This window comes from Burkholderia sp. ABCPW 14 (assembly GCF_001523835.1).
GTDB classification, from domain to species: domain Bacteria; phylum Pseudomonadota; class Gammaproteobacteria; order Burkholderiales; family Burkholderiaceae; genus Burkholderia; species Burkholderia mayonis.
On sequence record NZ_LOVS01000213.1, the window covers coordinates 1 to 14272 of the forward strand.

Sequence of the window (14272 nt, forward strand, 5' to 3'; positions counted from 1 at the left end):
CCTAGATCATCTTCCCGCACCCTCGGTCGACTAACCCGCCAACCGTCTCGCCCCGAGCACCGGAACTTCCCATCTCCCCCTTTCGCGCTACGTTTCCGTTACCGCGAAAGAGGCGTGATTCTAGGCACCATTCCGCTTTCGCGCAAGTCCTTTTCCGAAAGAAATTTACCCCCCCGTTCCGAGCGCGCGAAGCGGCTCGGAACGGGGGGGCGCGCATGTCCGCCCGAGCGCCCTCTCCATATAGGGAAACGGGAGGCTGCCGCTATTTGACGGTGCGCTCGACCGCGCGCATGTAGTAATCCAGGTCCGGCGTCGGCTTGCCGGCCACCTTCGCGAGATCGTCCCAACGGCGCAGGCGGATCGCGTCTACCGCGTATGGGCGCAGCAGGAAGGCGCCGGCTTCGGCACCGGAGAAGATGCCGCCCTGCAAACGCAAGCTGCGCACCGAGTCCGCGGACAGGCGCTCACAGTACGACGCATCGATCGCGCAGAGGCAGCGCTTCGCGTCGACGTGCAGACGGATCGGCTCCAGCACCGCGTCCGGAAACAGCGGCCGCAGGAACGGCAGCACGTAATACTGATGCAGGTCGTCGATGCCGTGCGCGGTCGGCGTTTCACCCCGGCGGTTCAGCAGGTGGCCCAAGTCGTGCAGCAGCGCCGCCGCGATCAGCGCGTCGCCCGCGCCCGCCTCCTCCGCAAGCTGCGCGCTCTGCAGCGCGTGCTCGCGCTGCGTCACCGGTTCGCCGCTGTATCCGATGTCGCCATGGCGATCGAACAGCGCGCGAATGTCGTCGAGCGTCAGCGCCATGCCGTCATGCCCACGGCAAAGAGAACGTCTTCAGGTTCGTGAAGCTCTTCATCGCCTCCTGCACCCCTTCCTTGTAGCCCAAGCCCGAATCCTTGATCCCGCCGAACGGCGTCAGTTCGAGCCGGTAGCCCGGCACTTCCCACACGTTCACCGTGCCGACGTTCAGCTCGTTGACGAAGCGCACGATCGCGTCCGCGCGGTCCGTGCACACGCCCGACGACAAACCGAACGCCGTGCCGTTGCCGATCCGGATCGCATCGTCGATCGTGTCGAACGCGATGATCGGCGACACCGGCCCGAACGTCTCTTCGCGCACGAGCGTCATCGACGCGTCGACGCGGTCGAGCACCGTCGGCGCATAGAGCGCGCCGCGCCGCTCGTTGCCCGTCAGCAGGCGCGCGCCCTGCGACACCGCCTCGTCGACGCGCGCTTCGAACAGCGCGGCCGCCGCTTCGTCGATCACCGTGCCCATCCGGTTCGCCGGATCGAACGGATCGCCGTACGACCATGCGCGCGTCTTCTCGACGAGCAGCTCCGTGAAGCGCGGCGCGACGCCCTTCTGGACGAGGATTCGCTTCACCGCCGTGCAGCGCTGCCCCGAGTTCCTGTATGAGCCCTGCGCGGCGAGCGTCGCCGCGCGTTCGAGGTCCGCGTCGTCGAGCACGATCAGCGGATCGTTGCCGCCCAGCTCGAGCACGATGCGCCGGTAGCCCGCCTTCGCCGCGATGTACTTGCCGATCGCGACGCCGCCCGTGAACGTGATCAGCGTCGCGCACGGATGCGTCAGCAGTTCGTCGGCGATCTCGCGCGGATCGCCCGTCAGCACCTGCAGCATCGGCTCGGGCAATCCCGCTTCGTACAGCACGTCGGCAAGGTACAGCGCCGACAGCGGCACCTTTTCCGACGGCTTCACGATCACGCGGTTGTTCGTCGCGATCGCGGGCGCGATCTTGTGCGCGACCTGGTTCATCGGATGATTGAACGGCGTGATCGCGACGATCACGCCGTCGAGCGGCTGCCGCTGCGAGAACACGCGGCGCGACGTGCCGTGCGGCGTCAGATCGCACGAGAAGCTCTGCGCGTCGTCGCGCAGCGCCTCGATCGACGCGAACTTGAACACGTCCGCCACGCGGCCGATCTCGTAGCGCGAGTCCTGCTTCGACAGGCCCGATTCGAGCGAGATCAGCGTCGACGCTTGTTCCGCGCACGCGCGCAGGCGCGCCGCCGCCCGCTCCAGGATCTGCGAGCGCTCGTAGCGCGACAGCGTCGGCCGGTATGCGGCCGCGTAGTCGAATGCGCGCCGCACGTCGTCGACCGACGCGAGCGGCACCTCGCCGACGCGCATCCCCGAATACGGATCGAACACGTCGAGCGTGCGCGCGCGCGCCGCCCGCTCGCCGCACCAGCGCAGCGTCTCGCGGCGAAACGCGGGGTGATCGCGAAGCAGCGTCAGCGTCATCGCGCGGCCCGGTTCAGCGCGAGATCGAACAGATCGAAGTTGCGCAGCCGGCGGCCCGGCTCGACGCCTTCGATCCGGCGGTTGAACAACAGCGGCACGCGCTGCTCGGACAAGCCGCCGTGCGAACGCAGCGGCACCGTCAAACCGGACAGGTCGTGCTCGCTCGTGCGCGTGCCGAGCGCGACGTCGCGCCGGCTCACGACGACGACGTCGCCGATCCGGTCGGCCGGCAGCTCGAAGCGCTCGGCGGCCGTCGCGTTGTCGAGCGCGAGCTCGATGCCGTCGCGTTCGCGCAGGCGGCCGATGACCGCCGCCGCGTCGACGCCGTCCGCGAGATAGATCGTCGCGAACGAGCCGAGCGCGCCGTGATGGACGACGTACGGATCGGTGATCGGCAGGATCACGCGCGCGCGGCGCGGCCCGAGCCACGCGTCGAGCGCGTCCTGCAGATAAACGACGTTCGGCTCGCCCGTGCGCGGATCGTGCTTCGCGTTCATCCCGTGGTCCGCGGTCACGCCGATCACCCAGCCGAGCGCGTCGAGCGCGGCGAGGTAGCGGTCCATCATCGCGTAGAACGCGTTCGCGCCGTCGCTGCCCGGCGCGCACTTGTGCTGCACGTAATCAGTCGTCGACAGATACATCAGGTCCGCGCGCCGGTTCTGCGCGAGCCGCACGCCCGCCGCGAGCACGAATTCCGACAGCGCGGCGCTGTAGACGTCCGGCGACGGCAGGCCGACGAAGTCGAGCACGTCGGCAATGCCGTTCTCGCCGAGGTTCGCCTGGTTCGCCTTCTCCGCCGAGAAGCACACGCCGCGCATCCGCCAGCCGAGCAGCCGGCGCAGCTTGTCCTTCGCCGTCACGACCGCGACCCGCGCGCCCGCGTCCGCCGCGGCGGCAAGCAGCGTGCCCGCGCGCAGGTATGCGGGATCGTTCATCATCACTGCGGCGCCCGCGCCGTCCTGCGCGTCCGGATCCCAGAAAAAGTTGCCGCAGATGCCGTGCACCGACGGCGGCGCGCCACACACGATCGACAGGTTGTTCGGGTTCGTGAACGACGGGATCACGCAATCGGCGTCGAACGCCGAGCCTTCGCGCAACATGCGCGCGATGAACGGTGCAACGCCCGCGTTCGCGGCTTCTTCGAGGTAATCGTATTCGCAGCCGTCGACGCACACGGCGACGGTCGGCTCGGTCGGCATCCGGTAGACGCGGCCGTTGACTTCGATGGATCGATTCATGATGTTCGCCGTTGGGGCCTTTCGTTCATGGTACGCGCGCACCGCGCGCCGGCCCGCCGCTCATCGCTTCGGCCGCGGCGCGCGCGCCGCGATCGCGACGAGCGCGACGAGCGACGCGCCGAGCAGCAGCAGCGACAGCGCCGACGCGGGCAGGTAGTAGCCGCGCTCGACGTCGCCGATCACGACGATCGGCACGGTCGCGAAGCCGGGCGGGTAGACCGTCAGCGTCGCGCCGAGCTCGCCGAGCGACAGCGCGAAGCCGAGCGCGAGGCTCGCGCGGATCGCCGGCACGAGCTGCGGCAGCAGCACGCGACGCAACACCATCGCGGGCGGCGCGCCGAGGCTCGCCGCCGCCTCGCGCAGCACGGTCAGCTCCGGGCGCAGCGCGGCGGCCGCGCACCGGTAGCAGAACGGCAGCACGAGCGCGAGCTGCACGAGCACGACGATCGCGGGCGAGCTCGACAGATCGACGGGCTTCGCGTGATACGCGATCAGCACCGCGAGCCCGAGCACGACGCTCGGCACGCCGTTCGGCAGCATCACGAGCGCGTCGACGAGTGCGCCGACGCCGCGCCGGCTGCGCCCTTCGAGCGCGAGCGCCAGCGCGATCCCGAGCGCCGTGCCGAGCGCGGCGACGCCGAGCCCGATCTCGAGGCTCGCGGCGAGCGCGTCGAATTCGGGCCGCCCGAGGCGCTCGAACCAGCGCAGGCTGTAGCCGGCGGGCAGGATCGTGCCCGACCAGTGCTCGGCGACGCTCGACAGCGCGACGACGATGACAGGCAGCACGAACAGCCAGCAGCAGACGACGGCCGTCAGCACGACGAGCGCGCGCGACGCGTAGCGCGCCGCCGTATCGGTCCAGCGCAGCTCGCGGCGCGGCACCGCGACGCCGCGCGTCGACAGGTCAGCGGACATCGCGCCCTCCTTCGCTCGCGCGCCGGCTCATCCGCCGGTACAGCGCGTAGAGCGTCAGCGACATCGCGAGCATCACGACCGCGCCCGCGGCCGCGGCCGGCAGGTCGAGATCGACGGTCGCGCTGCCGTAGATCGCGATAGGCAATGTGACCCGCTTCGCGCTGCCGAGCACGAGCAGGATGCCGAATTCGTTCAGCGTCAGCAGGAAGCACAGGATCACGCCCGCGGCGATGCCCGGCCACGCGAGCGGCAGCACGACGCGCCGCGCGAGCATCCAGCCGTTCGCGCCGAGGCTCGACGCCGCTTCGACGAGCCGCGGATCGAGCGTCGCGAACGACGCGAGCGTCGGCCGCACGACGAACGGCGTGTAGAACACCGTCTGCGCGAGAATCACGCCGCCCGTGCCGAACAGGAAGTCGAGCGGCGGCGCATCGAGGCCGAGCAGGCGCTGCAGGCCGATGCTGACCGAGCCTTGCGAGCCGTACAGGAAAATCAGCGTGAACGCGACGAGGAACGACGGGAACGCGACGTACAGCTCCAGGAAGCGCGTGACGAGCGACGCGCCGGGGAACGGCCGGAAGAACAGCAACGCCGCGAGCAGCACGCCAACCGCCGACGCGGTGCCCGCGCTCGCGAACAGTACCCACAGCGTCGTGCCGAGCACGTCGCGGATGTCGTGATTCGCGAAAAAGGCCCGGTATGCGGCGAGCGTCGCGCCGTGGTCGCCGATCACGCTCAGCAGCACGAGCCGCGCAAGCGGATACAGCACGAGCGGGCCGAGCACGACGGCCGCGAGCACGACGATGCGCGCGTTCGCATGCCGCTCGCGCCGGCGCGCGGCCGCGTCGTGCGCGGCGGCCGATGCGCGGATGCGGGCGTCGGCCGCCGGATCGGCGGCGAGCGCCGCGCGCGGTTCAAGGTGAAATAAGGACGACATCATCCGCCTCGCAATCGAGCGACACGCGCGCGCCGCGCTCGGGCGCCGGGCCGCGGCCGCGCTGCATCGTGACGAGCACCGGCTCGTCGCACGCCGCATCGGGCATCACGGTCAGCGACAGCGCCGCGCCGTGCCATTCGACCGACGCGATCGTGCCGTGCAGCCGCCCAACGCCCAACGGCCGCACCGTCAACCGCTCCGGCCGCACGCACGCGACCTTGTCGCGCACGCCGTGGCGCGGATCGCCGAACGGAAACACGACGTTCGGCGGCAGCAGGTTCGCCGCGCCGAGATAACGCGCGACGAAGCCGTCGGCCGGCGCGTCGTAAAGCTGCTGCGGCGTGCCGAGCTGCGCGATCCGGCCGTCGCGCATCAGGAGCGCGCAATCGGCGAGCACGAGCGCGTCGTCGCGATCGTGCGTCACGCAGACGACGGTCAGGTTCGGCAAGCGCTCGTGCAGCGCCTTCAGCTCGCTGCGCACCGACGCGCGCAGGTTCGCGTCGAGCGCGGACAGCGGCTCGTCGAGCAGCAGCACGTCCGGCTCGATCACGAGCGCGCGCGCGAGCGCCACCCGCTGCTGCATGCCGCCCGACAACTGCGCGGGCAGATGGTGGCCGGCATCGCCGAGTTGCACGAGCTTGAGCGCATCGGCGACGCGCCGCGTGACCTCCGCGGACGACATGCGCCGCGCGCGCAGCCCGAACGCGACGTTCTCGAACACCGTCAGGTGCGGGAACAGCGCATAGTTCTGGAACAGCAACCCGAGATTGCGCTTGTGCGGCGGCGCGTGCGTCAGGTCGCGGCCGGCGACGGTCAGCGTGCCAGTCAGGCCGTCCGCCTTCACGAAGCCGGCGATGAAGCGCAGCAACGTCGTCTTGCCGCAGCCGCTCTTGCCGAGCACGGCGAGCAGTTCGCCCGCGCCGATGTCGAGCGACAGGTCGTCGAGCACCGCGCGCGCGCCGTAGCGCACGCTCAGATGCTCGATGCGCACGCCGCCCGGCGCGCCCGCGCGCGGCGTCGCGTGCGGGCGCGCCGCATCGAACGCGCCGGGATGGGTGAGACTTGCGGTATCCACCAGGTTTCGTCCTTCGACGCGTCATCGCGTCGGCTGGTTGCGGCGACGGCGTTCGCTCATTTCGGCTTGACGACGTCGGTCTGCTTGCCCGAATCGCCGATCACTTCCTTCTTCCAGCGCTCGGTCCACACGGGCTTCTTCGCCATCACCGCATTCCAGTCGACCGGAATCAGCTTCACGCCGGCGATCGCGCGCTTCACCGCCTCGCCGTTCTTGCCGGCGAGCGGCACGTCGGTGCGGCCCGGGATGCCGAACATGTCGGGCACCTTCGCCTGCACGTCGGTCGACATCAGATAGTCGATCAGCTTCTTGCCCGCGTCCTGATTCGGGCCGCCCTTGACGAGGCCGATCGCGTACGGCAGCTGGAACGTCGTCGGCGGCTCGCCTTCCTTCGCGGAAACGAAGATCGGCTTGATCGACAGGCCGCCGTGCTCGGCGTCGTCGAGATCCATCTGCAGGTCGCCGTTCGCGACCGCGATCTCGTTGCGCGACAGCAGCACGTTCAGGTAGCCCGTGCCCTTCGTGTGGAACTTCACGCCGCGCTCGAGCTTTGCAAGGTAGTCGAACGCCTTGTCTTCGCCCATCAGCGCGCTCGTCAGGATGATGACGGCCATCCCGTCGCCCGCCGTCGCCGGGTTCGAATACGCGACCTTGCCGCTGTAGTCGGGATGCAGCAGATCGGCGAACGTCTTCGGCTGGCTCTTCACGACCGACGGGTTGATCGCGAACGAGAAGTAGTTGTTGACGAAGGTGGCCCACGAGCCGTCTTCCGCCTTCGCAATCGCCGGCACGTTCTTGTAGTTGACGCTGCGATACGACTGCAGCAGGCCGAGCTGGCCCGCCTGCTGGATGAACGGCGGCAGCGTGACGATCACGTCGGCCTTCGGCGAGCCCTTCTCGACATTCGCGCGGTTCACCACTTCGCCGCTGCCCGCCGTCACGATGTTGACCTTCACGCCTTCCTGCTTCTCGAACGCGGGCAGCACGTCGCGGTACAGGTTTTCGAGGCCGTCCGCCGTGTACAGCACGACCGCGGCCGCCTGCGCGTGCGTCGCAACCCCTTGCAACAGCGCAGCCGCGCACGCGGCGAGCGCGAAGCGGCGCCAGGCGCCGCCGCGCGGGAAATTCGAATACGTCATGTCGCTTCTCCGTAGGGTGGAACACGAACGGCCGAACGGCGCCGACGCCGTCCGCACGGGCCACGCCGCCGTCCCGCCGCGGCCGGACGCTCCGGTTTCTCGCGGCAATCGAAGCATCACAGCGTTCGATGACAGCTCCGTGACGAATCTCTCGATTTCCAAAAAACGACACATTTCGCCACTATCCTCCACATCTCCGGACAACCCGATTTCGACCTTTTTCTGGAGTGACGACGCCATGCTCGAACGTGATCCCATCCTGTTGACGCCCGGCCCGCTGACGACGTCGCGCACGACGCGCGATGCGATGCTGCACGACTGGGGTTCGTGGGACGCGGCCTTCAACCGGCTGACGCGAAGCGTCTGCGCGGACCTCGTCCGGATCGCGGGCGGCGGCGACGCATTCGTCTGCGTGCCGATGCAGGGAAGCGGCACGTTCGCCGTCGAGGCGGCGCTCGGCACGCTCGTGCCGCGCGACGGCCGCGTGCTCGTGCCGAACAACGGCGCGTACTGCGCGCGGATCGTGAAGATCCTGCGCCGGCTCGGGATCGCGCTCGTCGAGCTGCCGTTCGCCGAAGACGAGCCGGCGGGCGCGCGGGAGATCGACGATGCGCTCGCGCGCGATCCGCGCATCACGCACGTCGCGCTCGTGCATCTGGAGACGAGCGCCGGCCTGCTGAATCCGCTCGACGACATCGCGGCCGTCTGCCGGGCGCATCGGAAAACGCTGATCGTCGATGCGGTGAGCTCGTTCGGCGCGCTGCCGATCGCGCTCGCCGGCAGCGGCATCGACGCGCTGATCTCGGCGAGCGGCAAGTGTCTGGAAGGCGTGCCCGGCATGGGCTTCGTGATCGTGCGGCGCGCGCTGCTCGAAGCATCCGAGGGACGCTCGCCGTCGGTCGCGCTCGATCTGCACGACCAGTTCGCGTACATGGCGCGCACGTCGCAATGGCGCTTCACGCCGCCGACGCACGTGCTCGCCGCGCTGCGCGCCGCGCTCGACCAGTTCTTCGACGAAGGCGGGCAGGCGGCGCGCGGCGCGCGCTATGCGGACAATTGCGCGACGCTGATCGACGGGATGCGCGCGCTCGGCTTCGCGCCGTTTCTCGACGCGCGTGCGCAGGCGCCCGTGATTGTCACGTTCCACGCGCCCACCGATCCCGCGTATGCGTTCCCCGCGTTCTATGCGGCGGTGCGCGACGCGGGCTACGTGCTGTATCCGGGCAAGTTGACGACGGCCGAGACGTTTCGTGTCGGCTGCATCGGCGCGCTCGGGGCGGAGGAAATTCGGGGAGCCGTGGCGGCGATCGGCGGCGCGTTGCGGGCGCTCGGCATCGCGATGCGGTGATGGCGTGGTGCGGTGGTGCGGTGGTGCGGTGGTGCGGTGGTGCGGTGGTGCGGTGGTGCGGTGGTGCGTCCGGCATGACGTGCGGCTGAACGGCTCAAGCCAATCACGCCGACGCGCAACCGAAACGTTGCGCTGGGGCCCTCGCTTGTCGCCTCTCACCGTTTGGGCTCGGCATCGCGAGGCGGTGATGCGCCGTGGCGACGACACGCCGGGCATGACGCGCGGCTGAACGGCTCAAGCCAATTACACCGACGCGCAACCGAAACGTTGCGCGCGTGCCCTCGCGCGTTTCATCGCTTGCCCGGACGTCCGCCCCCCGGCTTTCGGCCCAAGCAGCAGCAGACGCCGCAAACCACAAACCAGCCGCCGCCGAACAGCCAGTGCAAAAAACGGCGCGCGCGTCCGAACCCGCGCCGCGCGCGCCGTGCGTACCGCGCTCGCCGCGGTTACAGCACGATCCGCTCGATGTCGCCGACGACGAAGATGTACGACAGCGCACCGATCAGCGCGATGACGGCGATGAACGCGAGCGCGCCGAAGAACGACCCGGTCGCCGCGACGACGAAGCCGACGACGAGCGGCGTGACGATGCCCGCGAGATTCGCCGCAAGGTTGAAGATGCCGCCCGTGACGCCGAGCAGCCCTTCCGGCGCGATGTCGGACACGAGCGTCCAGCCGAGCGCCGCCATCCCCTGGGCGAAGAACGCGACCGACATGATCGCGATCACCGCCTCGTTGCTCTTCACGTAGTTCGCGAGCACGATCGTCGACGCGAGCAGGAGCCCCGCGATGATCGGCAGCTTGCGCGCGACGTTCGCCGACTTGCCGCGGCGCAGCAGCCAGTCGGAGAAGATCCCGCCGAACATCACGCCGACCGATGCGGCGATGAACGGTAGCACCGCGAAGAAGCCGATCTTGAGCCAGACCATGTGGCGTTCCGTCGCGAGATAGGTCGGGAACCACGTGAGGAAGAACACGAGCGTCGAGTTGCCCGCGAACTGGCCGATGCAGATGCCCGCGAGCTGGCGCTTGCCGAGCAGTTGCTTGACGGTGCGCCAGTTGAACGTCTGCTGCGCGCGCCCGCTCGACGGCTGCGCGAGGCCGCCGCCTTCGGCGATGTATGCGAGCTCGGCCGCATTCGCGCGCGGATGGTCGCGCGGCTCGTGATAGAGCGTCCACCAGACCAAGCCGAACGCGATGCCGACGCCGCCGACGACCCAGAACAGCGACCGCCAGCCGAACGCGCCCATCAGCGCGAACAGCACGGGGCTCAGGAACGCGAGGCCGACGTACTCGCCAACCGTGTACGTGCCCGTCGCCATCGCGCGCTCCTTCTGCGGGAACCAGGTTGCGACGACGCGGCTGTTGGTCGGGAAGCACGGCGCCTCGGTCACGCCGAGCCCGAGCCGGCACGCGAGGAGCGGCGCGACGCCGTGCACGAAGCCCTGCGCGAGCGTGCACGCGGACCACAGCGTCATCGACCAGCAATAGGTGACCTTGCTGCCGAAGCGGTCGAGCAGCAGGCCGCCCGGCACCTGCGACAGCACGTAGGTCCACGAGAACGCGGAGAACATCACGCCCATCACCGCCGCGCCGATGCCGAGCGCCTTCGTCAGGCCCGGCGCCGCGACGCCGAGCACCGTGCGGTCGAGATAGTTGATCATCGTCCCGATCGCGAGCAGCGCGAGAATGCGGTAGCGCGCGTTCGAGCGCGGCTGCGTCGCGCCCGCGGCGCGGGCGGACGCGGCAAGCGCGGCCGACACGGCGTCGGTTTGAATCGGCTGGGGCATCGATGTCTCCTTGTTTCTAATCTGTCTGGTTCTGGGATTCAGCGTCCGACGAGCGCCTGGAAATGCTCGAGCATCCGCATGGCGTCCGGCGCGCGGCCGGTGAAGATCTCGAACGCGTCGACCGCCTGGTAGACCGCCATTCCGCCGCCCGGCAGCGTCTCGCAGCCGAGCGCGCGCGCGGTCCGGATCAGCTCGGTGTCGAGCGGGAAGTAGACGATGTCCGCGACCCACAGGTCGCTGTGCAGCAGCTCGGCGGGCAGCGGCAGGCCGGGATGCGTCAGCATCCCGGTCGGCGTCGCGTGGATCAGGCCGTTCGCGCTCGCGAGCGCATCGGCGAGCGAGCCGCCCGCGCTCAGGCGTGCTTGCGGAAAGCGCGCCTGCAACTGGTCGGCGAGCGTTCGCGCGCGCCTCGGGTCGACGTCGAACAGCGCCAGCTCCGCCGCGCCCATCGTCAGCGCCGCATGGGCGACGGCCGCGCCCGCGCCGCCCGCGCCAAGCTGCACGACGCGCTCGAGCGGCGCGCCCGGCAGCCCGCGCGCGAACGCCTTCGCGAAGCCCGACCAGTCGGTGTTGTGGCCGATCCGCCGGCCGTCGGCGAAGCGCACCGTGTTGACCGCGCCGAGCGCGGCCGCGTCCGAAGACAGTTCGTCGAGCAGCTCGATCACGCGCTGCTTGCACGGATGCGTGATGTTCAGGCCGTCGTAGCCCATTCGCTCGGCGGCCGTCAGCAGTTCGGGCAGCGCGTCGACGGACAGCCGCAGCGCGTCGAGATCGATGCGCCGGTACACGTAGTTGTAGCCCTGGCGGCGCCCTTCCTCCTCGTGCATCGCAGGCGACAGCGAGCCGCCGATTCCGGAGCCGATCAGGCCGATCAGAAACGAACGTGCGGTCATCGCGCGCCCTCCCGGCCGATCAGCGTTGCGATCCGCTGCAGCGCGAGCACATAGCCGTCGGTGCCGCAGCCGCAGATCACGCCGTCCGCGACCGCGGACACGAACGAATGGTGCCGGAACGCCTCGCGCCGGTGGATGTTCGAGATGTGCACTTCGATGATCGGCTTGCCGAGCGCCGAGAGCGCGTCGGCGATCGCGACCGACGTATGCGTGTACGCGGCGGGATTGATCACGACGCCCTGCACGCGCTCGCGCGCTTCGTGCAGCCAGTCGATCAGTTCATGCTCGGCGTTCGACTGGCGAAACTCGAGCGCGAGGCCGAGCGTGTGCGCGGCGTGTGCGCAGCGGCGCTCGACGTCCTGCAGCGTTTGCGCGCCGTAGATGTGCGGCTCGCGCTTGCCCAGCAGGTTCAGGTTCGGCCCGTTCAGGACCAGCACCTTCGGCTTGCTCATGTATGACACTCCGGTGAAAAAACGGGTACGCATTCGTAGACGAGCACGGCGGCATCGTCAAGATTCGGCGTCAGTGTGCACTTGCGCGCGCGCAATGTCTTTGCGGGTTTTCTATTATTTGTACCATCTAGTTAGTTTGTATAATGCGCGCCAGCGCCCTATCCGATTCTCGATGGAGCGCGATCGGCGATCCGCCGTCCATCCGGCCGTGCGCCGCCGGTCTCGCACCGCCCTTCATCCGCAGGAAACCGACCATGCAGCGCTCGATCGCCACCGTATCGTTGTCAGGCACGCTCGTCGAAAAGCTCGGCGCGATCCGCGCGGCGGGCTTCGACGGCGTCGAAATCTACGAAAACGACTTGCTGTACTTCGACGGCTCGCCCGCCGACGTCCGCCGCATCGCCGCCGATCTCGACCTGAAGATCGTGCTGTTCCAGCCGTTCCGCGACTTCGAGGGCGTGCCGGCCGAACGGCTCGCGCGCAACCTCGAGCGCGCGAAGCGCAAGTTCGACCTGATGCACGCATTGGGCGCGGATCGCATCCTCGTCTGCAGCAACGTGTCGCCGGACACGATCGGCGACGAATCGCTGCTCGTCGACCAGTTGGGCGCGCTCGCGCACGCCGCGCAGCAGGCGGGCGTCGTCGTCGCGTACGAGGCGCTCGCGTGGGGGCGGATCGTGAAGACGTACGGGCACGCGTGGCGGCTCGTCGACGCGCTCGACCATCCGCATCTCGGGCTCGCGCTCGACAGCTTCCACACACTGTCGCTCGACGATTCGCCGGACGGCATCGCGCGGATTCCGGGCGAGCGGATCGCGTTCGTGCAGATCGCCGACGCGCCGAAGCTCGCGATGGACGTGCTCGAATGGAGCCGCCATTACCGGTCGTTTCCGGGCCAGGGCGATTTCGACGTCGCGGGCTTCACCGCGCGCGTGATCGAATCGGGCTACGACGGGCCGCTGTCGCTCGAGATCTTCAACGACGGCTTTCGCGCCGCGCCGCCCGCGCCGACGGCCGCCGACGGCTATCGGTCGCTGCTGTATCTCGAAGAGACGACGCGCAAGCGGCTCGCGCGCGCCGCGCGGCAGCCTTCGCAACCCCTCTTCGCGCCGCCGCCCGCCCCCGCGCACGTCGGCTTCCAGTTCATCGAATTCGCGGTCGACGCGGCCGCGGCCGACAACGTCGCCGGCTGGCTCGGCAAGCTGCGCTTCAGGCGCGCGGGCCGCCACCGGTCGAAGGACGTGACGCTGTATCAGCACGGCGCGGCGTCGATCGTGCTGAACGCCGAGCGCGACTCGTTCGCGGACGCGTTCTTCCAGGCGCACGGGCTGTCGCTGTGCGCGTCGGCGTTTCGCGTCGACGACGCGCGGCTCGCATTCGAGCGCGCGGCGGGCTATGGCTACACGCCGTTCTCGGGCCGCGTCGGCCCGAACGAGCGCGAGTTGCAGAGCGTGCGCGCGCCGGACGGCAGCCTCGAATATTTCGTCGACGAGGCGCCCGGCGCGCCGACGCTGTACGAATCGGATTTCGTGCTGACCGACGTCGACGGGCCGAGCGAAGTCGGCCCGCTGGCCGGCATCGATCACGTGTGCCTCGCGCTGCCCGCCGACGCGCTCGACACCTGGGTGCTGTTCTTCAAGACCGCGTTCGGCTTCGAGGCCGAGCGCAACTGGCTCGTGCCCGATCCATACGGGCTCGTGCGCAGCCGCGCGGTGCGCAGCCCGGACGGCTCGGTGCGGATCGCGCTGAACGCATCGGTGGACCGGCATACGGCCGTCGTCGAGTCGCTGCATCGCTATCGCGGCACGGGTCTCAATCACGTGGCGTTCCGCACCGGCGACATCGTCGCGGCGATCGCCGAATTCGCGGCGGACGGCGTGCCGTTCCTGCGGATTCCCCGCAATTACTACGACGATCTCGCCGCGCGCTACGCGCTGCCCGACGAGACGATCGCGATGCTGAGCCGCCACCACCTGCTGTACGACCGCGACGAAACGGGCGGCGAGTTCCTGCATGCGTACACCGAGCTTGTCGACAACCGCTTTTCGTTCGAGATCGTCGAGCGGCGCGGCGGCTACGACGGATACGGCGCGGCGAACGCGGCCGTGCGGCTCGCCGCGCAGGCGCAGCGGAGGAAGTGAGCGCGGCGCGGGCGGCCGCGCGCATGACGCCCGCCGCGCGCCGCGCCGCAACGGGCGGCGCGCGGCCGCCACCCCGC

The 14272-nt window shown here is 69.6% G+C and carries 12 protein-coding genes; 2 read left to right on the forward strand and 10 right to left on the reverse strand.

Annotated elements, in window-relative coordinates; translation table 11 throughout:
- Positions 1 to 262 precede the first annotated feature (262 nt).
- Genes WS62_RS31500 through phnS form a run of 7 tightly spaced genes read right to left on the reverse strand, consistent with a single transcriptional unit; the run spans position 263 to position 7571 of the window.
- Positions 263 to 808: a phosphonate degradation HD-domain oxygenase gene (locus WS62_RS31500; protein ID WP_066579417.1), complete on the reverse strand. Its 546-nt coding sequence runs from the start codon at positions 806 to 808 to the stop codon at positions 263 to 265.
- 4 nt (positions 809 to 812) lie between these two features.
- On the reverse strand, positions 813 to 2267 hold the full coding sequence (phnY, locus tag WS62_RS31505) for a phosphonoacetaldehyde dehydrogenase (protein ID WP_066579423.1): 1455 nt from the start codon (positions 2265 to 2267) through the stop codon (positions 813 to 815).
- Positions 2264 to 3505, reverse strand: a complete 1242-nt coding sequence (gene phnA, locus WS62_RS31510; protein WP_066579431.1) for a phosphonoacetate hydrolase — start codon at positions 3503 to 3505, stop codon at positions 2264 to 2266. Before phnA ends, phnY begins: the two co-directional genes overlap by 4 nt.
- Before the next feature lie 60 nt (positions 3506 to 3565).
- A complete protein-coding gene (gene phnV / locus WS62_RS31515; RefSeq protein ID WP_066579436.1) occupies positions 3566 to 4420 on the reverse strand; it encodes a 2-aminoethylphosphonate ABC transport system, membrane component PhnV in 855 nt (284 codons plus the stop codon).
- The gene (phnU, locus tag WS62_RS31520) at positions 4410 to 5357 is read right to left on the reverse strand and encodes a 2-aminoethylphosphonate ABC transporter permease subunit (protein WP_066579655.1); all 948 of its coding nucleotides are present in this window, start codon (positions 5355 to 5357) and stop codon (positions 4410 to 4412) included. Before phnU ends, phnV begins: the two co-directional genes overlap by 11 nt.
- The gene (phnT, locus tag WS62_RS31525) at positions 5335 to 6432 is read right to left on the reverse strand and encodes a 2-aminoethylphosphonate ABC transport system ATP-binding subunit PhnT (RefSeq protein WP_066579438.1); all 1098 of its coding nucleotides are present in this window, start codon (positions 6430 to 6432) and stop codon (positions 5335 to 5337) included. The genes phnU and phnT overlap by 23 nt, the downstream gene beginning before the upstream one ends.
- Before the next feature lie 56 nt (positions 6433 to 6488).
- Positions 6489 to 7571: a 2-aminoethylphosphonate ABC transporter substrate-binding protein gene (gene phnS, locus WS62_RS31530; protein WP_066579441.1), complete on the reverse strand. Its 1083-nt coding sequence runs from the start codon at positions 7569 to 7571 to the stop codon at positions 6489 to 6491.
- A 238-nt stretch (positions 7572 to 7809) separates the two neighbouring features.
- Here phnS and WS62_RS31535 point away from each other — a divergent pair, with 238 nt between their 5' ends.
- Complete coding sequence (locus WS62_RS31535) at positions 7810 to 8919, forward strand: 2-aminoethylphosphonate--pyruvate transaminase (protein ID WP_066579444.1); 1110 nt, start codon at positions 7810 to 7812, stop codon at positions 8917 to 8919.
- Between the two features lie 446 nt (positions 8920 to 9365).
- On the opposite strand, the gene WS62_RS31540 is transcribed toward WS62_RS31535, so the two are convergent.
- From WS62_RS31540 to aroQ, 3 genes are read right to left on the reverse strand one after another with little or no spacing between them, the layout of a single operon-like run.
- Positions 9366 to 10709: an MFS transporter gene (locus WS62_RS31540; RefSeq protein ID WP_066579447.1), complete on the reverse strand. Its 1344-nt coding sequence runs from the start codon at positions 10707 to 10709 to the stop codon at positions 9366 to 9368.
- 38 nt (positions 10710 to 10747) lie between these two features.
- Positions 10748 to 11602 (reverse strand): shikimate dehydrogenase, encoded by an 855-nt coding sequence (locus tag WS62_RS31545; protein WP_066579449.1) that lies wholly within the window; start codon positions 11600 to 11602, stop codon positions 10748 to 10750.
- Positions 11599 to 12054: a type II 3-dehydroquinate dehydratase gene (aroQ, locus tag WS62_RS31550; RefSeq protein WP_066484060.1), complete on the reverse strand. Its 456-nt coding sequence runs from the start codon at positions 12052 to 12054 to the stop codon at positions 11599 to 11601. Before aroQ ends, WS62_RS31545 begins: the two co-directional genes overlap by 4 nt.
- A 254-nt stretch (positions 12055 to 12308) precedes the next feature.
- On the opposite strand from aroQ, the gene WS62_RS31555 reads away from it, so the two are divergent.
- Positions 12309 to 14195, forward strand: coding sequence for a bifunctional sugar phosphate isomerase/epimerase/4-hydroxyphenylpyruvate dioxygenase family protein (locus WS62_RS31555; protein ID WP_066579453.1), 1887 nt, complete (start codon positions 12309 to 12311; stop codon positions 14193 to 14195).
- Positions 14196 to 14272 lie beyond the last annotated feature (77 nt).

Excerpts from the sequence above, each read along its gene's own strand:
- WS62_RS31500 (WP_066579417.1), bottom strand. The coding sequence starts at position 808 with ATGGCGCTGACGCTCGACGACATTCGCGCGCTGTTCGATCGCCATGGC.
- phnY (WP_066579423.1), bottom strand. The coding sequence starts at position 2,267 with ATGACGCTGACGCTGCTTCGCGATCACCCCGCGTTTCGCCGCGAGACG.
- phnA (WP_066579431.1), bottom strand. The coding sequence starts at position 3,505 with ATGAATCGATCCATCGAAGTCAACGGCCGCGTCTACCGGATGCCGACC.
- phnV (WP_066579436.1), bottom strand. The coding sequence starts at position 4,420 with ATGTCCGCTGACCTGTCGACGCGCGGCGTCGCGGTGCCGCGCCGCGAG.
- phnU (WP_066579655.1), bottom strand. The coding sequence starts at position 5,357 with ATGTCGTCCTTATTTCACCTTGAACCGCGCGCGGCGCTCGCCGCCGAT.
- phnS (WP_066579441.1), bottom strand. The coding sequence starts at position 7,571 with ATGACGTATTCGAATTTCCCGCGCGGCGGCGCCTGGCGCCGCTTCGCG.
- WS62_RS31535 (WP_066579444.1), top strand. The coding sequence starts at position 7,810 with ATGCTCGAACGTGATCCCATCCTGTTGACGCCCGGCCCGCTGACGACG.
- WS62_RS31540 (WP_066579447.1), bottom strand. The coding sequence starts at position 10,709 with ATGCCCCAGCCGATTCAAACCGACGCCGTGTCGGCCGCGCTTGCCGCG.
- WS62_RS31545 (WP_066579449.1), bottom strand. The coding sequence starts at position 11,602 with ATGACCGCACGTTCGTTTCTGATCGGCCTGATCGGCTCCGGAATCGGC.
- aroQ (WP_066484060.1), bottom strand. The coding sequence starts at position 12,054 with ATGAGCAAGCCGAAGGTGCTGGTCCTGAACGGGCCGAACCTGAACCTG.
- WS62_RS31555 (WP_066579453.1), top strand. The coding sequence starts at position 12,309 with ATGCAGCGCTCGATCGCCACCGTATCGTTGTCAGGCACGCTCGTCGAA.